The organism is Streptomyces sp. NPDC031466 (assembly GCF_055581265.1).
Genome location: NZ_JBVIJT010000002.1, coordinates 100,578 through 118,706, shown reverse-complemented (window position 1 = coordinate 118,706; position 18,129 = coordinate 100,578). Strand labels below are relative to the sequence as shown.

The 18,129-nt window shown below is 70.7% G+C and carries 19 protein-coding genes and 1 tRNA gene; 7 read left to right on the top strand and 13 right to left on the bottom strand.

The genetic code is table 11. The annotated features are described in order from the left end of the window. Positions 1 to 79: 79 nt before the first annotated feature. Both ACZ5GP_RS03405 and ACZ5GP_RS03400 read left to right on the top strand, forming a co-directional pair. On the top strand, positions 80 to 442 hold the full coding sequence (locus tag ACZ5GP_RS03405) for a hypothetical protein (protein ID WP_468749166.1): 363 nt from the start codon (positions 80 to 82) through the stop codon (positions 440 to 442). Positions 443 to 516: 74 nt separating this feature from the next. Further along, on the top strand, positions 517 to 810 hold the full coding sequence (locus tag ACZ5GP_RS03400) for a hypothetical protein (protein ID WP_468749165.1): 294 nt from the start codon (positions 517 to 519) through the stop codon (positions 808 to 810). A 9-nt stretch (positions 811 to 819) separates the two neighbouring features. Here the strand turns inward: ACZ5GP_RS03400 and ACZ5GP_RS03395 are convergent, their stop codons facing one another. After that, positions 820 to 1,221, bottom strand: a complete 402-nt coding sequence (locus ACZ5GP_RS03395) for a hypothetical protein (RefSeq protein WP_468749164.1) — start codon at positions 1,219 to 1,221, stop codon at positions 820 to 822. 152 nt (positions 1,222 to 1,373) lie between these two features. Continuing rightward, positions 1,374 to 1,739: a cupin domain-containing protein gene (locus tag ACZ5GP_RS03390; protein WP_468749163.1), complete on the bottom strand. Its 366-nt coding sequence runs from the start codon at positions 1,737 to 1,739 to the stop codon at positions 1,374 to 1,376. A 514-nt stretch (positions 1,740 to 2,253) separates the two neighbouring features. Here ACZ5GP_RS03390 and ACZ5GP_RS03385 point away from each other — a divergent pair. The 3 genes from ACZ5GP_RS03385 to ACZ5GP_RS03375 all read left to right on the top strand — a co-directional run bounded on the left by ACZ5GP_RS03385 (position 2,254) and on the right by ACZ5GP_RS03375 (position 5,492). Then, a complete protein-coding gene (locus ACZ5GP_RS03385; protein ID WP_468749162.1) occupies positions 2,254 to 3,369 on the top strand; it encodes an ice-binding family protein in 1,116 nt (371 codons plus the stop codon). A gap of 145 nt (positions 3,370 to 3,514) precedes the next feature. Then, the gene (locus tag ACZ5GP_RS03380) at positions 3,515 to 4,282 is read left to right on the top strand and encodes a DUF5819 family protein (RefSeq protein WP_468749161.1); all 768 of its coding nucleotides are present in this window, start codon (positions 3,515 to 3,517) and stop codon (positions 4,280 to 4,282) included. Next, complete coding sequence (locus ACZ5GP_RS03375; protein ID WP_468749160.1) at positions 4,269 to 5,492, top strand: HTTM domain-containing protein; 1,224 nt, start codon at positions 4,269 to 4,271, stop codon at positions 5,490 to 5,492. Before ACZ5GP_RS03380 ends, ACZ5GP_RS03375 begins: the two co-directional genes overlap by 14 nt. 136 nt (positions 5,493 to 5,628) lie before the next feature. On the opposite strand, the gene ACZ5GP_RS03370 is transcribed toward ACZ5GP_RS03375, so the two are convergent. Continuing rightward, positions 5,629 to 5,700 (bottom strand) — tRNA-Val (locus ACZ5GP_RS03370). A 172-nt stretch (positions 5,701 to 5,872) separates the two neighbouring features. On the opposite strand from ACZ5GP_RS03370, the gene ACZ5GP_RS03365 reads away from it, so the two are divergent. Continuing rightward, positions 5,873 to 7,363, top strand: coding sequence for a hypothetical protein (locus ACZ5GP_RS03365; protein ID WP_468749159.1), 1,491 nt, complete (start codon positions 5,873 to 5,875; stop codon positions 7,361 to 7,363). Between the two features lie 143 nt (positions 7,364 to 7,506). Here ACZ5GP_RS03365 and ACZ5GP_RS03360 read toward each other — a convergent pair whose 3' ends face one another. From ACZ5GP_RS03360 to ACZ5GP_RS03345, 4 genes are read right to left on the bottom strand one after another with little or no spacing between them, the layout of a single operon-like run. Continuing rightward, the gene (locus ACZ5GP_RS03360; RefSeq protein WP_468749158.1) at positions 7,507 to 7,728 is read right to left on the bottom strand and encodes an FmdB family zinc ribbon protein; all 222 of its coding nucleotides are present in this window, start codon (positions 7,726 to 7,728) and stop codon (positions 7,507 to 7,509) included. A 9-nt stretch (positions 7,729 to 7,737) separates the two neighbouring features. Beyond that, complete coding sequence (locus ACZ5GP_RS03355; protein WP_468749157.1) at positions 7,738 to 8,547, bottom strand: HAD family hydrolase; 810 nt, start codon at positions 8,545 to 8,547, stop codon at positions 7,738 to 7,740. Next, positions 8,544 to 11,024, bottom strand: a complete 2,481-nt coding sequence (locus tag ACZ5GP_RS03350; protein ID WP_468749156.1) for a phosphoribosyltransferase — start codon at positions 11,022 to 11,024, stop codon at positions 8,544 to 8,546. The genes ACZ5GP_RS03355 and ACZ5GP_RS03350 overlap by 4 nt, the downstream gene beginning before the upstream one ends. 14 nt (positions 11,025 to 11,038) lie before the next feature. Further along, positions 11,039 to 12,202 carry an HpcH/HpaI aldolase/citrate lyase family protein gene (locus ACZ5GP_RS03345; protein ID WP_468749155.1) on the bottom strand — a complete coding sequence of 388 codons (1,164 nt, stop codon included), beginning with the start codon at positions 12,200 to 12,202 and terminating at the stop codon, positions 11,039 to 11,041. Positions 12,203 to 12,458: 256 nt separating this feature from the next. Here ACZ5GP_RS03345 and ACZ5GP_RS03340 point away from each other — a divergent pair, with 256 nt between their 5' ends. Continuing rightward, a complete protein-coding gene (locus ACZ5GP_RS03340) occupies positions 12,459 to 13,379 on the top strand; it encodes a TerD family protein (RefSeq protein WP_468749154.1) in 921 nt (306 codons plus the stop codon). 42 nt (positions 13,380 to 13,421) lie between these two features. Here ACZ5GP_RS03340 and ACZ5GP_RS03335 read toward each other — a convergent pair whose 3' ends face one another. From ACZ5GP_RS03335 to ACZ5GP_RS03310, 6 genes are all read right to left on the bottom strand, one after another. Further along, positions 13,422 to 14,162, bottom strand: coding sequence for a TerD family protein (locus ACZ5GP_RS03335; RefSeq protein ID WP_468749153.1), 741 nt, complete (start codon positions 14,160 to 14,162; stop codon positions 13,422 to 13,424). 157 nt (positions 14,163 to 14,319) lie between these two features. Next, the gene (locus ACZ5GP_RS03330; RefSeq protein WP_468749152.1) at positions 14,320 to 15,465 is read right to left on the bottom strand and encodes a DUF475 domain-containing protein; all 1,146 of its coding nucleotides are present in this window, start codon (positions 15,463 to 15,465) and stop codon (positions 14,320 to 14,322) included. A gap of 63 nt (positions 15,466 to 15,528) precedes the next feature. Beyond that, complete coding sequence (locus ACZ5GP_RS03325; RefSeq protein WP_468749151.1) at positions 15,529 to 16,104, bottom strand: TerD family protein; 576 nt, start codon at positions 16,102 to 16,104, stop codon at positions 15,529 to 15,531. 125 nt (positions 16,105 to 16,229) lie between these two features. Then, entirely contained in the window at positions 16,230 to 16,805 is a 576-nt protein-coding gene (locus ACZ5GP_RS03320; RefSeq protein ID WP_468749150.1) for a TerD family protein, read from the bottom strand. Between the two features lie 116 nt (positions 16,806 to 16,921). After that, positions 16,922 to 17,389 (bottom strand): peroxiredoxin, encoded by a 468-nt coding sequence (locus ACZ5GP_RS03315; RefSeq protein WP_468749149.1) that lies wholly within the window; start codon positions 17,387 to 17,389, stop codon positions 16,922 to 16,924. A 182-nt stretch (positions 17,390 to 17,571) separates the two neighbouring features. Continuing rightward, a complete protein-coding gene (locus ACZ5GP_RS03310) occupies positions 17,572 to 18,003 on the bottom strand; it encodes a DUF3052 domain-containing protein (protein ID WP_468749148.1) in 432 nt (143 codons plus the stop codon). Between the last annotated feature and the right edge of the window lie 126 nt (positions 18,004 to 18,129).

The following is an 18,129-nucleotide window of genomic DNA, read 5'->3' as shown; positions in this document are numbered from 1 at the left end:
TCCGCCCGGACGGGGCTTCTCCGCAGCGACCCCGGGTGTCACTCGCCCAGCAAATTCGAACAGGAGTACCATTCCCTTCGTGTCCGCATCCCCTTCCGCCCGTGACTTCCCGAGTGACCTCCTCGCCGGCCAGGAGGAACTGCACCAGGTCCGCTCGGAGCTTCTCGCGCTGCTCAAACGGCTCCCCTGGTCGGTCGAGCCCCTCGACGGCTTCAGCGACACCGGCGGCTGGCGCAGCGTGGAGCGGTCCGCCTCCCCCGGCTGGACGCTGGAGGAACAGGCCGAGGTGGAGAAACTGCGGGCGCGGGAGCGGGAGTTGGCGATCTTCGTGACCTGCCACCGCTACTGGCGACAACTGTCCGGCCCCGACACGGTCGCGGCGCGGGCCGACCTCAAGCACGCCCACGAGACTCCGGACGAGCCTGGACCCGCAAGCCATTGACAGCGCGGGAGGGCGGGCGTTGACTCGCCCCCATCAGCCCCTTGCCGGCTCACGCGAGCCGCGGAGGTGCAGCAATGAACGTACTCGTCGTCATCGCGATCCTGGCCCTCATCGGCCTCGGCTTCGGCTTCGACCAGCCCCTGTTCTGGCTGGCCGCGGCGGCACTGGTCTTCTACCTGGTGCGGTACCACGAGGGAGGCGGCTCGCCCCGGGAGAACAGCTCGGGGACCGCAGACGGCGGCGGTACCGGTGGCGTCGCAGGAAGAGCCGGCCAACCCAAGACTTACCGGGCCTTCCGCCTCCGCAAGGAACGCCAGGAGCGGTGGGACCGCAGATACCGCAGAACACACCCGAGGTCCGGCCGCTGAGGTATCCCGCTAGGAGGCGTACCGCGTCACGTCGGTGACCCGGCAGGTCACCTGGCCGGACGCCTCCCGCGAGCCGGTAACCGTCTCATTGGCCACCCGGCCCGGGGCCAGATTGTTCGTAGCAGTGAAGCTGTCGGAGACGCGTTCGCCCCGCGCATCGACGAACTCGATGTCCACCCAATAGTTCGAGGTCTTGGAACTGTGGTTGGTGATGCGCACCTCGGCGGTCGGCCACCGCACGCCCTCCAGGACGGCGCACTTGGTGATCCGCACATCGGCCCGGGGGCCCGAGACGCTGGGCGCGGTCTTCTCGTGCCCCGGCGGCGGTTTCGTCGGGCCCGTGTCCCCGCCGCCCATCAGGGCCGCGAGGGCCGACAGGGCGACCACCAGGACGACGGCGCCGAGAATCACGTACAAGAGCGTCCGCCCGCGCCGCCGCTTCGCCGGCGGGGGCTGCTCACCCCAGGGCGATCGACCGGGTGGCTGCCCCCACTCCGGGGGCCGGGGTGGAGGTTTCCGAGCTGACATGACGCCCCCAACGATTCACGGTCGAGGACCGTGAGTCAGCCCTCCGCCGCTCGCGCGTAGTTCTGTGCCATGCCGCCGGCGAAGTCGTACAGGACGACCGGTTCGTCGCCGACGACCCAGGCGTCGTGGCCGGGCGAGCACACGAAGACGTCCCCGGGTCCGACCTCGCTCTCGGCCCCGTCGTCCATGCGCAGATGCATCCGCCCCTCGACGACGTAGCCGTTGTGGTGGATCTGGCAGCTCTCGGTGCCCGCGAGCGGGGCCACGGACTCCGACCAGCGCCAGCCGGGCTCGAAGGTGCCCACGGCGAAGTCCAGCCCCGTGAGATGGACGGCCTCCAGATGCCCCCGGGGAAAATCGCGCCGCTCGTCCGGCTTCTCGACCGTCTTGACCTCCATCATGACGATCTCCTCCTCCACTCGGGCCGTGCCCTTTCACTCCATCGTCCGCCTGTCAAACGGGGGGCGCCACTTGGGGGACGCAGCGCAGTAGCGCACACGACAGAGCCCCACCAATTCAGGTGCGGGGCTCTGCCACCGGTCAAGCCCGCTAGATCACCGAGATCACCGGGTCTTTTTTCTCACGGTCACGATCGGCCGGTGCGCGGACGCGCGATGGCCGCATTCCCTCACCAAGCCGCATCCAGAAAGGCAGCATTGAACTGGCAGCCCATTTTCCATTTCTTCATATATTACATGATGTATTTGGTGAGCCCTGCCCAGAATCACCCTGCGAGATCTCCATCCGAGGAAGTTGCCCGCGTAATATGCCAGGCGACAGAAATGGCGATTTCCGGATATCCGGCATTCGCGCGCCACCATCCCCTCAGGAGCTGGCTTCTCGATGAGACTGAATACATCTGCCGCACCTCACTGGCCCCGAACATCGGCCTGGCTGGCAGCGCTGCTCGCTGCGGTGATCGCCGCCGCTGTCGTGGCCGTGACGCCGACGCGGGCAAACGCGATCGCCCTGCCGGTGCCCCTGGGGACCGCTGACAGCTTCGCGGTTCTGGCCGGGGAGTCGGTCACCAACACCGGACCCTCGGTCATCACCGGCGACGTCGGAGTGCACCCGGGGACCGCCATCTCCGGTTTCCCGCCGGGAGTGGTGAACGGGACGTTCCATTCCGCGGACGCCGTGGCCGCAGGAGCCAAGAGCGACCTGGTCGCCGCCTACAACAATGCGGCCGGGCAGTCCTCGGACGCCGATCTCCCTCCGGACGCCGGCGGTCTGACGCTCGCCCCGGGCGTCTACACGGCGTCGTCCACTCTCGGCCTCACGGGCACGCTCACCCTGGACGGCGAGAACAACCCCGATGCCGTCTGGGTGTTCCGGGTCGGTTCGGGCCTGACGACGGCCTCGGCCAGCAGCGTCAGCCTCATCAACGGCGCCTCGCCGTGCAATGTGTTCTGGCAGATCGGCAGCTCGGCCACCCTCGGAACCGATTCCGACTTCGTCGGCACCCTCATGGCGATGACGTCGATCAGCGCCACCACGGGGGCGGACATCGAGGGCCGGGCGCTGGCCCGTAACGGGTCCGTGACGCTGGACACCAACACGATCACGCGACCTGCCTGCACCGGGCGCACCACGGGCGGGACGACCGGTGGCGTCATCGCGGGCACGACCGGCGGGACCGCCACGGGCGGCCTGATCGCGGGCACGACCGGAGGAACGAACGGGGGTACCGCCAGCGGGGGTACCTCCAACGGCGGTACCACGGGCGGCACCGGCGGTGTGATCGCCGGCGTCACGACGGGCGGCGCCACCGGCGGAGTGCTCGGCGGAGTGCTTGGTGGGGTGACGACGGGCGGCCTCATCGCGGGCACCACGGGTGGCACTACAGGCACGACGACCGGCGGCGCGACAGGCGGAGGCGGCCACAAGCCACCGGGCAAGCCTGGCCATGAGCACGGGCACGGGCACGACAAGCCTGGCCACGGACATGAGCACGGCCATGGGTACGGGCACGACAAGCCTGGCCACGGCCATGGGCACGGGTACGGCAAGTCCGGCGGCAGCCACGGCTGACCCGGCGGTCACGTGGGCCCGTAACCCTTCGCGTCGAGCGCGTCGGGCCGGCCGGTTGCCTGTGGGTGGGTAAGAGGCGGGGCGTGCGGGTGGGTGGTCAAGCGACTCCCCCCGCACGCCCCGTGCGACAACGGAAGAAGCGGAAATGAGCAGCGAGATGGGACGGTCGGGTAGCACCTTGCCGAGCTGTGCCGAGCACGCGGAAACAAGAAGACCGGAGCCCTCCGGCGCCGGCTCGGCGGAAAGTGGACGCAGCGGTATTCTCGACGCCGGTCATGGTGGGGCGGGGCGACCGTGTCGCTCGCTTCGGGCGGCCACGCAGGCCACCGTGGTCCTGTGCCTTGCGGTGACAATCATTCATGTGATCCTCGTCTTTCTCCACGTGGCGCCGGCGAATGCCATCTCGCAGCGGTACACCAAGCAGATCAACGCGTGGGTCTATCCGTTGTTCGAGCAGAACTGGCGACTCTTCGCCCCGGATCCGGAAAGGGTCAACAGGCAGATCTCGGCACGGACTGCGCGGACCACTCCGGACGGCACCGTGCGGGTGAGCCGCTGGCTCGATTTGAGTGGCGTGGACAATTCTGCGATCGAGCACAATCCCTTTCCGAGCCATACGACGCAGAACATGCTGCGCCGCGCCTGGAGCTCGTACCTCGAAACGCTGGGAGGCAGCGACCAGCCGCGATCGGAGCGGGCTGTGATGATCCAGCAGTACCTCCGCAACATCGCGGCGGATCGCATCGCCGACCGGCGCGGCGGCACCTTCGACTCCCTTCAACTGCGGGTGGTGACGCTGCCCGTCGCTGCCCCCGGCCGGTCCGGAGGCAGTCGTTCGGACCATGCCACGCCCACGCCCGTGGACACCCGTTACCTGCCCTGGTGGAAGGTGGCCCCGCATGGCACCCGCTGAGCCGACCCCGACCACGCCACCCATGCCGGTGAAGCGCGACACCGAGCGAGCCGGCATCCCCGCCACGACGCAGCGCGTGCTCGACCGCATCGCCGCGTACTGCGCCCTGCTGATCGAGCGGCCGCACTCCCTGTACGCGGCGGCAGTACTGCGCATCGGCTACGGCCTGCTCTACCTCGTCTTCCTGCTACGTGAATTTCCGCACCGCGACGAGATCTGGGGGCCGGATTCGCCGTGGGCCCCCACACTGGCGAGGCAATTGTTCGAACAGACGGGATGGGCGAGCTTCCTCACCCTGTCCGACAACCACGTGTATTTCGAGTTCTGTTACGCGACGGCCGTGCTCACGTCCGTGTTGTTCACGCTCGGTTGGCGGACCAGGGCGGTGTCCGCACTGTTCGCCGTCGTCGTGGCGTCCTTCCACGCCAGGGCGATCTTCATGACGGACGGGGGAGACAATCTCATCCTCCTCATGGCCGTCTACCTCGTGTTCACCGCCTGCGGCCGACGCTGGTCCCTCGACGCCCGCCGGGCCCGGCGGCGCTCAGCCGTGGGGCCAAGGACACCCTTCTCCCTGACGGCCGGGGGCGAGCGCCCGCCCCATCTCCGCGACGCCCGACTGGGCGTGGTCACGGTCCTGCACAACTGTGGCATGTTCGTCATCGCCGCCCAGGTGTGCTTCCTCTACGGATCGGCGGGCCTGTACAAGGTGCAGGGCGGTACCTGGGGCGATGGGACCGCCCTGCACTACGCCCTGAACCTCGATCTGTTCCAGCCCTGGCCCGCGCTCTCGCACCTGGCCGACGACCACCGGATGCTGATCGCGGCCGCCTGCTACCTCACGGTCTTGTTGCAGGTGGCTTTCCCCTTCGTCCTCTTCGGCAGGCTCAAGTACCCGGTCCTGGTCATGTTGCTGACCATGCACACCGGCATCGCGGTGCTCATGGGCCTGCCGCTCTTCTCCGCTGCGATGATCGTCGCGGACGCGGTCTTCCTGCCGGACCGCTTCTACCGCTTCTCAGGACTGGTCTGCCGGCGTGCACTCCGGCGCGCCGGCGCCGGCGGCCGGGTCCCGGCATCCGGGCCGGAAGCCGACCTCGTACCGGCGCAGCCGAACCGGGCTCCTCAATGCCCGTCCTGTCGGACGCGAACACCCTCACCCGCGTCGTCGGCGTCCCGGTCCGCAACGTCCACGACGGCGAAGGGCTGAAGCCCGTGATCGCGGGTCACCTGACGCCCGTTGCGATGCCGCCCGGCATCCGGACCGGGCAGGGCGCGAAAAGGCCCCCCGACCGATCACGGTCGAGGGGCCGGTAACAGGCTCCGCCTGCTCACGTACCACCCGGTGGGCGCGGACGGTTTCGAACCGCCGACATCCTCCTTGTAAGGGAGGCGCTCTACCCCTGAGCTACGCGCCCGGGACGAGTGGACAGCCTACCTTGCTGAAGGCGGTGCCCCGCAAACCGTCCGCCCGCGGCGGAGACGGCGGGCCCACCGCGCGCGCCGCGAACTGATCGGCCCGTGTGTTCGTCCCTCACCGGTGGGAGAATGTGACACCGGGGCAGGGCGGAACAGCACGGGAGAGGGATAGTGACGGCGACACCTTGGCAGCCGTACACACCGGACGGATCGGGGACCGAGAGCGGGAGCGCGCCCGGCGGGAGCGGGCCGAGGGAGGGCGGGCCCGGCGGGAGCGGATCCAGGGAGGGCGCGGCCGGCGGGAGCGCACGCCCCCGTACCCCGCGCGGCGGCGCCCGCGGAGTCCTGCGTGACGTGCTCGCCCTCGCCCTGCTGCCCCTGCCGCTGCTCGCCGCCGTCGCCCCGGCCGCGTTCGCGGGCGGCGGTACGCGCCGGTGGTTCGGCGGCCGCGGCGAGAGCGAGCGGGCCGAGGCGCAGGCCGCGAAGGACGCCGCGGCCGCCGCCTTCTACGAACTGGACACCGCCCAGCGCGATCTGCGGATCTCCATCGAGACGATCACCGCGGTCGACTCCTCACCAGCAGCTCAGCGCGCCGTCTCCGACTTCGCGGCGATCGGGCGGCGCATCGACGAGGCCAGCGGTCGGTACATCAGCGCGGTGGACGCCCACGACCTCGACCGGGACGATCTGGAGGCCTCGGTGGCGTCCCGGGCCAGGACCGAGCTGACGCGGGCCAAGGACGAGCTGACCCAGGTCCGCGCCGACCTGGACCGCTTCCAGCAGGGGCTCGGCCCGCTGCTGGACAAGGCGGAGACCCAACTGGCCCGCCTCGCCCCCGCCGTCGAACGGGCCCGCCAGACACTGCTCGCCGCGAGCAACGCCCTGGACGCGGTACGGGCCGCGGGCCTGAAGGCCGACGACCTGGCCGCCCGTCTCGCCGCCCTCGGCCCCGAGCTGACCAAGCTCAACCAGGGCGCGGGCCGGCACGGCGTACCGGAGACCCTCCAGCGCGCCGACCGCGTGCTGCGCGACGCCGAGGCCGTGCGCGCCGAGGCCGAGCGGCTGCCCGAGCGCGCCGCCGAGATCGACCGGCGGCTGGTGTCCCTGCGTACCCGCGCGCAGGCGCTGACCACCCGCAGCGGCCAGGTCGAGCCGATCCTCAGCGAGCTGCGCCGGCGGTTCACGCTGGCCTGCTGGCAGGACCTCCAGCACGTGCCCGAGCAGGCGGCGCAGAGCGTGCGCCAGGCGGAGGCGAAGCTGACGGAGGCGCGTCAGGCCCGCGAGGAGCAGCGCTGGCCGGACGCCACGGCACTGCTCTCCACGGTCCGGGCCCTGCTGAACTCCACGGACGAGGCGGTCTCCGCCGCCGGTGACCGGCTCCAGCGGCTCAACGCCGTGGCGAAGGACCCCCAGCAGGAGATCGAGCGGACCCGGTTCGCGATCCGCGACGCCCAGCGTCTGGCCATGGCGGGCCGCCAGACCCCCGAGCCGCGCCACGCCCGCCCACTGGACGACTCGGTGGCCCGCCTCGACCGCGCGGTGGCGTCCCTGGAGGGCCGTCACCCCGATTACTGGCACTTCCTGACCGAGACGGAGGCGGTCCGCGCGGCGGTGGCCCGCGTGGTCGCGCAGATCCGCGAGGAGCGCGGCCACGGCGCCTGAGGGACACGCACCCCGCACAAGGGCACCCTCGCGGCCCCCACGGGGGCACCGCCACGGGCCCTCAGGGGCGCGGGGACGGCGCGACCGGGCACATCGGCGCCGCCCGCCGCCCCTCTGACAGACGCAGCCGGCGCTCAGGCCCCTCAGCCGCAGCAGCCCCCACCGCAGCAGCCCCCGCCCCCGCCGCCCCCGCGAGGCGCGGACGCGGAGGCCGAGGAGGACCCTCCGACGGCCACGGTCGACAACAGCTTCACCGTGTCCTCATGCCCGTCGGGGCACACCGCGGGATCGGCGGACTCCGCCATCGGACGGCTCAGTTCGAACGTGTCGCCGCAGGACCGGCACCGGTACTCGTATCGAGGCATGCGCACAGGCTAGCGGGGCTTCCCCGCCCGGAGGAATGCCCGCAGGATCTCCTCCCCCGCCGCGATCCCGCGCTGCGGCAGCACCGTCAGGCCCGGCGCGACGAAACCGGTGTCGGCCAGTTCGCCGTGGCCGGGCCGCCAGGAGCGGTCGCCGGCGAGCAGCAGGTCGGTGTCGAGCAGCGAGTCGCCCGCGGTGAGGATCTCGTCCGCGCCGATCCGCCGCGCTACCTCCCGGACCGCCGCGCTCTTGGTGAGCGGCTGCGGCACCGCGTAGATCTTGCGGCCCTGGAGCGAGACGGTCCAGCCGCGGGCCAGGGCCCACTCCCCCAGCTCCTTGACCCAGCCCTCGGGCAACAGTGAGCGCTCTACGACGAGGTACGCGAAGAGGTCCTCGGCGACGCGTTCCTTCAGCAGCCAGGCGGGGTCGGCGGTGCGCACGAGGTGTGCGCGGACCTCGTCGAGCGAGGCGCACTCGTCGGCCAGGCGGCGCGCCACCCGCGTACGCCACTCGGGGTCAGGGGCGCCGTCGACCAGGATGTGCCCGCCGTTGGCGCAGATCGCGAAGCGCGGGGGCGGGCCCGGGAGATGGATGCGGCCGTACTGTTCGCGGGTGCGGGTCGTGGTCGGCACGAAGGCCGTGCTGCGGCCCAGTTCGTCGAGGAGGCCGGCGGCGGTCTCGGTGAGGTAGGAGAGCGGCCTGCCCTCGTACACCTCGACGCAGAGCAGGCGCGGCGCCTCGGCGTCGGGCATGGTCAGGCCGAGGGCGGCGGCGGAGTAGATGAGGGTGCGGTCGAGGTCGCTGGCGACGAGTCGGGTCACTGCGAAGCCACCGCCCTGCCGTCCGCGCCGGTCGCGCCGCGCGTGTACTTGGGATGGATCAACCCCACGCAGCTGTACGGGAGTTCACCGACCTCCTCGACGGGTACGCCCCGCTGCTCGGCGAGCAGCCGGATGTGGTCGAGGTCCGCCCCCGCTCCGGTGCGGGCCAGGATCTTCCAGGGGACGCGGCGCAGCAGCACCCGGGTCGTCTCGCCGACGCCCGGCTTGACGAGGTTCACGTCGTGGATGCCGTACTCCTCGCTGATGCGCTCCACGGCGGCCCAGCCCTCCCAGGTCGGTGCCCTGTCGGCGGACAGCGCGTCCTTGACCTGGGCGTCCACCGTGTCGGCGACCGCGTCGAAGTGAGCGGCGACCGTGTCGACGAAGTGTCCGGACACATCGGCGTCCGCCAGTTCGCGGTAGAACTTCGCGCCGTGGAAGTCGTCCGGGCCGACCAGGTCCGCACGCAGCACGGTGCGTGAGATCAGGCCGGACACCGTGGAGTTGAGGCAGGCGGAGGGGATGAGGAAGTCCTCGCGGGTGCCGTAGGTGCGCACACACGAACCGGGGTCGGCCAGCACCGCGATCTCCGGGCGGAAGCCCACCGGGCCGCCGTTCTCCTCGAACTCCCGGACCGCGTCGGCGAGTTCACGGGTGATCGCGCCCTTGCCGGTCCAGCCGTCGACGAAGACGATGTCGGCGGGGTCGTGATGGGCGGCGAGCCAGCGCAGCGCGTTGGCGTCGATGCCCCGGCCGCGCACGATGGAGACGGCGTAGTGCGGCAGGTCGATTCCGTGCCGGTGGGCGGCCCAGCGGCGCATCAGGACGCCGACGGGCGTGCCCGCGCGGGCCAGCGACACGAGGACGGGGCGCGGCGGCCGCTCGGCGAGGACGATGTCGGTGACGGTGCCGACGGCCTGGGCGATGCGGGCGGCGGAGGTGTCGAGCGCGGCACGGAACAGGTCCTGGTAGCGCTCGCTGGGCTGGTATTCGACCGGCAGCGACTCGGCGTAGTGCGCGCCGCCGCTCTGGATCGCCTCCTCGCGCTCCTCGGTGGGCGCTTCGAGCGTCACGCCCGAGAGGTCCTGGAGCAGCCAGCCGACGTCGTCGGGCGCGTACGAGGAGAAGGCGGGGCCACGGAGCGGCTCGGGGAGCATGGGGGACCTTTCGGGGACGTCCGCACCCCGCGTCGTGGGGACGCGGGAGGGGACGTACGAGGGGACGACGGCCAGCAGCACCTGTCCGGCGTGCGCGGAGAGCTGCGCCAGCAGGCCGTCGGCGGCGTGCAGTTGCGGGGTGTCGGCGACGGAGTCCACCACTGCGACGACCGCGTCGAAGCCGCCGCCCGCGACGTTGTAGGCGAACCGGGGTCCGGCCCCGTCGGCGGGCGCGTCGTGCGCGGGGAAGACCAGGCGGGTGCGTATCGCGTAACCGGGGTCGTCCACGGCGAGGACGGGCGAGCGGGTCGTGGTGGAGTACCGCACCTCCGCCCCCACCTGCCGCTCCAGCTCCACGCCGAGCGCGAGCGGCGCGTACATCAGCTCCTCGAAACCGAGGACGAGTACGCGGCCGCGGCGCGCGCCGTCCGGCAGGGCCCGCGCGATCCGCTCGGCCATGTCGGGCAGCGCCGCGCGCAGCCGCTCCCGGTGCGCGGGCGTGAAGCCGTGCCGCCCGCCGTCGGGTACTCCGGCGGGCCAGCCCAGCTCGACGCGGGAGACCGTGCCGCGCTTTGCGCGCGGGGGCGGCGGGGCGGGGTCCGTCTCGTGCTCGGCGACCAGGCGCCGCCCCTTCTCCAGGACGTCGTCGGGCAGCCGCACCGTCCCGGACGCCAGCGCGATCAGGTCGACGCGGGCGCCGATCTCCCGGGCGAAGGCGGCGAGGCGGCCCTGGTCGTCCGGCGAGCGCATGTCGACCAGCGCCACGATCACGTACCGCTCGCGCGGGAAGCTCCCGTGCAGGTCACGGATGGTGTTCAGGACCGTGTTGCCGGTGGAGAACTCGTCGTCGACGAGGACCAGCGGGCCGTCCCCGGCGAGCAGGCGGGGGTCCTCGGGCAGGAGCAGGTGCGAGGTGGCGTGCGAGTGGGCCTCCTCGAAGCCGCCCGCGCGTGCGACGCCCTCGACGGGGCGCCGGGTGGAGTGCAGGTAGGGCGCGAGGGCGACCCCGTCGGCGACGGCGTGGCCGAGGCCGGTCGCGGTCTCCGCGTAGCCGAGGACGACGGCCCGCCCGGCCTCGTCGTCGCCGAGCAGGGCCCGCACCCGGGCCCCGAGGTCGTGCCCGGCCGCGTACACGACCGAGGGGTGCTGCGGGACGTGCTTGCCGAGCACGTTGGACACCAGGAGGTGTGCCCGCTTGGGGTTGCGGCGCAGCGCGAGGCCGAGCAGGCCGGGCAGCGTCTGGTCGCCGTCGAGCCCGACCCCGAGCCGTTCGGCGACCCAGGTCCCCGACCACACCGCGTCTTGTCTCACGTACGTCATGTTCCTCACGTTCATCAGCCGGGCAACCCGGCGGTGAGCAGCTCCACGAAGCCGATGTCCTCCCTGGCGACGCCGAAGACCTCGGCCCGCCGCAGAGTCCGCTCGGCCCAGGCGCGGTGCGGCTTCACCTCGTTCATCTTGTTCGTGTACGAGGAGCGCAGGACGCCGCCGCCACCGCGCTCCGGGCGCAGGATGTCCTCGGCGTCGCTGAACTCCTCGTGGCTGACGACGGACAGGGCGTGCACGGGCAGCACGTGCGAGGGGTGGATGCAGGTCTTGCCGAGCAGGCCGTTGGCGCGGTCCAGCTCGATCTCGCGCAGCAGGCCGTCCATGTCGTGCTCGATCAGGGCCTGCCGCAGCTCCTCGGCGCGGCCCGCCAGGAAGGGGCTGCGGCGCAGCTGCGGCTTGAACATGCGCTCCTGGACGCGGAAGTACTCCCACACGGGCCCGGTCACGGTGAATCCGGTGCCGTCGGCCCTGCCGAGGACGTTCACCACGTCCGCGATGACGGAGGCCACGATCTGTACGTCGTAGGCGGTCATGTCCGGCGGTCTGCGCAGTCCGTACGCCGAGCAGAAGTCGGTGACGCCGAGGCGCAGCGCGAGCACCCGGTCGCGGTACTTGTCGACGGTGCGGGCGATCCCGGCGAGGGTCTCGGCGCGGCTCTCCAGGTGCAGCAGTTCGGGCGACTCCAGGACCGGCATGGCGAAGAGCCGGCGCCTGCCGTCCGTCTCGGCGGCGGCGATGGCCTCCAGGAACGGAACCCCTCGCTCTTCGGTGAACTTCGGCAGGACGAATCCGGACAACAACCGAAGGCTCGGCCCGAGCCTTCGGGTCAGGTCGGGGATCTGCTCGGCGGCCCGGACCCGGATGAACAGCAGCGGGGGCTCCTGGCCCCGTTCCGCCAGGTCGGTGAAGTGCCGGACGAGGTTCTCCTCGGCGTCGGCCACCTCGGAGTCGTCGATGGAGTCCTCCAGGCAGATCACCATGGAGGTCACCCCGCGGCCGGCCTGCTTCAGGACGTCGTCGGCGAGGCGGGGGCGGGTGGCCGGGCTGTAGAGCGTGGCGCCGAGCGCGGATGCGAGCAGGTGGGGCGGGGAGTCCGCGGTGAAGGCACACGGTTCCCGGTGGAAGACGCGCTGTCGCACCTCTGGGGCGATGTGCCCGAAATGACGCATGAGATTCCCTTGTTCCGCCGTTATCGCCTGTTTCGTCGGCATGGACCGTTGTGATGTGGCCGGTAATAGTACGTAGGGACGGGTGCCGGGGGTTCCCTCCGGGCATGAACTTCAGGTAACCCGGCCATGTCGCACACCCTCACCGCACAACCGTCGCACGCTCGCACCACCCGCAGGTCAGGGGCCTGCCGACGCGGTCGGGACCGGGAGAGCCCCCGCGTTGTCCCGCCCGTGCGGGGGAAGGCAGGATGACCGCATGACGCACGCGATGTTGAAGGGGTCCAACGTCCCTCTGGAGGCCTCGGCGGTCCGCGCCGTGCTGCGCTGGGCCCCCGGGGTGGGCGTGCCCGACGTCGACGCGTCGGCGCTGCTCCTCGGCGGCGACGGCAGGGTGCGCTCGGACGAGGACTTCGTCTTCTACAACCAGCCGCGCCACCCCGGCGGCAAGGTCTGGCGGCTCGGCAAGAAGCGGGCCGCCGAGGGCGTGACCGACACGATCCAGGCGGATCTGGCCGGCATGGAGGCCGGCGTGAGCCGCGTCCTGCTGGCCGCGTCCGCGGAGGGCGTCGCCTTCGAGCACGTACCGTCGCTGCGCATCCTGCTGTACGACGCCACGGTCGCCGAGGGCGAGCCGCTCGCCTACTTCGACATCACCCCGCAGACCGGCGAGGAGACCGCGCTGATCTGCGGAGAGCTGTACCGCCGCGGCGAGGGCTGGAAGTTCCGGGCGCTCGGCGAGGGCTACTCCAACGGCCTGGAGGGACTCGCCTCCGACTTCGGGATCTCCGTGGACGACACGGACTCCGGCGCGACGGCGCCCACCGCGGCCGTGCCCGCCGCGCCCGCGGCGTACTTCCCGCTGCCGCCCCAGCAGAGCGCGCCGCAGCCGCAGCCGTCCCTGGTCCAGCCGCCGCCCTCCGTCGCGCAGCCGCTGCCCCGGCCGGCCGCGGCCCACCCCGGCCCGCAGCCCTCCTACGATCACTCCCCCGAGCCGCCCCGGTACCCGGCGCCCCAGCCCGCGTACGGCTACCCTCCGGCGGCTCCCACGCATCCCGCGCCGCTCGGCGCACCGCCACCGGCGCCGGCTCCCTCGTACGGCTATCCGCAGCCGGTGGCCCCCCTGCCCGACCCGAACTTCCGGCTGCCTCCTCAGGGGCCGCAGTTCCTGCCCCGCTGAGGTCGGGTGAGGACCGGCCCGGACGCCCAGGGGCGCGCGGGCTCAGCCGACCTTGGTCTTGTAGCCCCGGCCCCACTGGAGTCCCCAGCCGTAGAGCCGGTCCAGCTCGGCCTGGAAGCCGTAGACGAACTTCACCTCGCGCCGCACGACCAGCTCGCCCTTGACGTTCTCGACGGACACCACGGCGCACGAGCGGGCCTGCGGCTGGCGCTCGTCCAGGTCGATCTCGATCCTCGGCCCGTTGCTGGGATAGAGCGTGACCTTGGCGTGCGTGCGGTCGAAGGCGGGCGTCTGGTCGTAGATGTACGCGAAGACCAGCAGCCGCTTGATGGACTCGCGGTGGTCGAGATTGACGTAGATCGTCTCGCCGGAGGGCGAGCCGAACCGGTCGTCGCCGCTCAGCTTCACGTACGGCGGCGCGTTGAGGCTGCCGAAGAAGCCTCCCAGCGGCTGCACGACCCCCTTGGTGCCGTCCATCAGCTCGTACAGGCAGCCGATGTCGAGGTCCACGTTGACCACGCCCTGGGTGTGCGCCTGGACCACGTCGGGCTGGAACAGCTTGAGCGGGTGCCGCAGCAGGCTGCCGCGGCGGCGCTGCTTGCCCATGAAGTCGGACGTGCGCATCTGCCAGGAGAGGTTGACGCGCAGATTGCCGGTGGCCGCGCCCTGTTTGCTGAGCGAGACCGTCGGGTTGCGCTTGGTCAGTTCGATGGAATTGGTCGCGGCGCCGCCCGAATCGAAGTCCATCGATCGTCCTCGCCACAGACCGTCCCAGAAGGACATGCCGCCCCCAAGTGTCCTCGTGCCCCATACGTACGGCGACGGGGCGGCCCTGAGGACTCCTCCTCGACGGCCGCCCCGCACAGAGCGTTCCTCACCGGGGCCGCCGTCACACTCCGCGGTACGGAATCGGCCGCCCCGGTGAGGGAATCGGTCAGTGTCAGACCCCGGACGGGACCTCGCTCTTCTCTCCGGAGCTGCCCTGTCCCTCGGCCGCCGCGAGCCGCTTGTTGCGCCGCACGGAGGAGAAGAAGGACCAGGCGATCAGGAGGACGCCGACGGAACCGGTGATGACCTCGTGGATCTCGTACTGGATGGTGACCAGGAGGAGGACGGCGAGGGCGCCGATCGCGTAGTGCGCGCCGTGCTCCAGGTAGACGTAGTCGTCGAGGGTGCCCTGGCGGACCAGGTAGACCGTGAGCGACCGGACGTACATGGCGCCGATGCCGAGGCCGAGCGCCATCAGGACGATGTCGTTGGTGATCGCGAAGGCGCCGATGACACCGTCGAAGGAGAAGGACGCGTCCAGGACCTCCAAGTAGAGGAACATGAAGAACGCGGCCTTGCCCGCCATCACGACGGCGGGAACCTTCTTGCCGCTCCGCTTGGCCTCTTCCTCGGCCTCGTGCTCGCGCTCCTCGTCCTCCTCCAGCTTGTTCTCGAAGTAGCTGGAGAGGCCGCCCACCACGAGGTAGGTGATGAGGCCGGCGATACCGGAGATCAGGACGGTCTGCGCCTTGTCCACGTGGATGCCGCCGTGCTGGTGGGCGTGGGTGGCGACGGTCATCGAGCTGATCAGGAGCACGACGAGCGCGATGCAGACCGACAGCATGTCGACCTTGCCGAGCTTGGCGAGCGGGCGCTCGATCCAGCCCAGCCACTTGATGTCACGGTCCTCGAAGATGAAGTCGAGGAAGATCATCAACAGGAACATGCCACCGAAGGCGGCGATCGACGGGTGGGCGTCGGTGACCAGCTGCTGGTACCGGTCCTTGTCGTTGAGCGCGAGACGGACCGCCTCGATCGGACCGATCTTGGCACTGATGGCCACGATGACGACGGGGAAGACCAGCCGCATGCCGAAGACCGCGATCAGGACACCGACGGTGAGGAAGATCCGCTGCCAGAAGGCGCTCATCTTCTTCAGGATTCCGGCATTGACCACCGCGTTGTCGAAGGACAGCGAGATCTCGAGGATGGACAGGATCGCGACGACGCCGAATCCGGTCCACCCCCCGTAGAGCACCGCGGCGACAAGGCCGAGCGCGGTCACCGCGAACGACCAGCCGAAGGTTTTCAGAATCACTGGTTACCCAATCGTGTGTGTACGGGCTCCCGTTCAGCGGTCTCCCCCGCGCCGGTCCCGGCTTTACGAAACGTTGACCCCGAAGTCTAGAGCGATACCTCGCAGGCCCGACGCGTACCCCTGCCCGACGGCGCGGAACTTCCACTCGCCGCCGTGGCGGTAGACCTCCCCGAAGATCATGGCGGTCTCCGTGGAGGCGTCCTCACTGAGGTCGTAGCGCGCCAGCTCCTGCCCGTCCGCCTGGTTCACCACCCGGATGAACGCGTTGCTGACCTGGCCGAAGGCCTGCCCGCGCGTGTCCGCGTCATGGATCGAGACCACGATGACGATCCGGTCGCAGTGGGTCGGCACCTGCGCGAGGTCGACCAGGAGCGACTCGTCGTCGCCATCGCCCTCACCGGTGAGGTTGTCGCCGGTGTGCTCGACGGAGCCGTCGGGGCTCTTCAGGTTGTTGTAGAAGACGAACCAGTCGTCGCCGAGGACCTTGCCCGCGCCGCACAGCAGCGCGCTGGCGTCGAGGTCGAAGGGGGCGCCGGTGGTCGAGCGCGCGTCCCAGCCGAGGCCGACGAGGACCTGGGTGAGGTTCGGCGCGGCCTTGGAGAGGGAGACATTGCCTCCCTTGGCGAGTGTGACGCCCATGTTCGTGGTCCTCCCCGGGATGACGGCGGTGTCCCCGCGGTGACGGGGGCACGGGGTGATGAGCGCGTCCGGCGCCGCACCTTCGATGTGCGGCGCCGGACGGGACGGCGGAGGGGCTGTTCGGCTCAGACGTTGACGCCGAAGTCCTGCGCGATGCCGCGCAGGCCCGAGGCGTAGCCCTGGCCGACCGCGCGGAACTTCCACTCGGCGCCGTGGCGGTACAGCTCGCCGAAGACCATGGCGGTCTCCGTCGAGGCGTCCTCGGAGAGGTCGTACCGCGCGATCTCCGCGCCGCCCGCCTGGTTCACGACGCGGATGAACGCGTTGCGGACCTGGCCGAACGACTGCTGGCGCGTCTCCGCGTCATAGATGGAGACCGGGAAGACGATCTTGTCGACGTCGGCGGGGACCGCCGAGAGGTCGACCTTGATCACCTCGTCGTCGCCCTCGCCCTCACCGGTGGTGTTGTCACCGGTGTGCTCGACGGAGCCGTCGGGGCTCTTCAGGTTGTTGAAGAACACGAAGTTCTGGTCACTGCTGACCTTGCCCTCCGCGTTCGTCAGGATCGCGCTGGCGTCCAGGTCGAAGTCCGTACCGGTGGTGGTACGCACATCCCAGCCGAGGCCGACCAGAACCGCGGTCAGGCCGGGCGCCTCCTTGCTCAGCGATACGTTGCCGCCCTTGCTGAGGCTGACTCCCACAAGTCCTCCCAATTGGTGTCCAGGGGCGGGGAGCCCCAAGCGTTGCGTTGCCATCGGATCAACGAGTGGATCCTAGTGACCGGTTCCCGGCGACCCCGGGCTCTGCGGCCGAAGAGTCACAGGGTGTCGAGCGCCTGGAGGTACTCGTTCAGGTCACGCGCGTCGGGCAGGTCGTTGACGACGCTCCAGCGCACGACGCCTTCCTTGTCGATGATGAAGGTGCCGCGCACCGCACAGCCCTTGTCCTCGTCGAAGACGCCGTACGCCCGCGAGACCTCGCCGTGCGGCCAGAAATCGGAGATCAGCGGGTACTCCAGGCCCTCCTGCTCGGCGAAGACGCGCAGGGTGTGGATGGAGTCGGCGGAGACGGCGAGCAGCTGGGTGTCGTCGTTGACGAACTTCGGCAGCTCGTCGCGGAGCGCGCACAGCTCGCCCGTGCACACGCCGGTGAACGCGAACGGGTAGAAGAGCAGCACCACGTTCTTCTCGCCGCGGAAGTCGGACAGCTTCACGGACCGGCCGTGGTTGTCCTTCAGCTCGAACTCCGGGGCCTTGGTGCCGGTGGCGATTCCAGCGAGCGCCATGGGTACGCATCCCTTCGACGGGGCCCCTCGGATGGGGCCGTTCGGGTGACACCACCCTACGTGCGCCGATCCGTGCCCCTTCCGGGCCCGTTCACACACGCGTGAGGCCCTCGCCGACGGATGGTCGTCGGCGAGGGCCTCACGGTATGTCTCTTCTGGGTCGCGGCTCGGCGCGCGGGTGGCTAGCGCTTCTTGGCGGCGCCCTTGGGGGTGACCAGCCGGCTGCCGTTCCAGTCCTTGCCGGCGTTGATGCTCTTGGTCTGGGAGAGGCCCGCGGTGGTGGCCGCCTCGCCGATCTCGCTCGGCTCGACGTACCCGTCACGACCGGTCTTCGGAGTGAGCAGCAGGATCGAGCCGCCTTCCTCCATGTAGGCGATGGCATCCACCAGCGCATCGGTCAGGTCCCCGTCGTCCTCACGGAACCAGAGCACCACGGCATCGGCCACGTCGTCGTAGTCCTCGTCGACGAGCTCGGAGCCAATGGTCTCTTCGATGAGCTCGCGGAGCTCCTGATCGACGTCGTCGTCGTAGCCGATCTCCTGGACCACCTGGTCGGGCTGGAAACCAAGCCTTACGGCAAGGTTCGTCTCCGCGTGGTCCGCGGTCGCGCTCACGGATTGCCTCCTGATCATGTTTCTGAGAATGCCTGTCAGCCACGCGCGGGCGCGGGGCATTGGCCGTAGTCCACACGGGCGGGGCGGATCGCGCAAGTACCCGGCCGCCGAGACCGCCGAAACGGT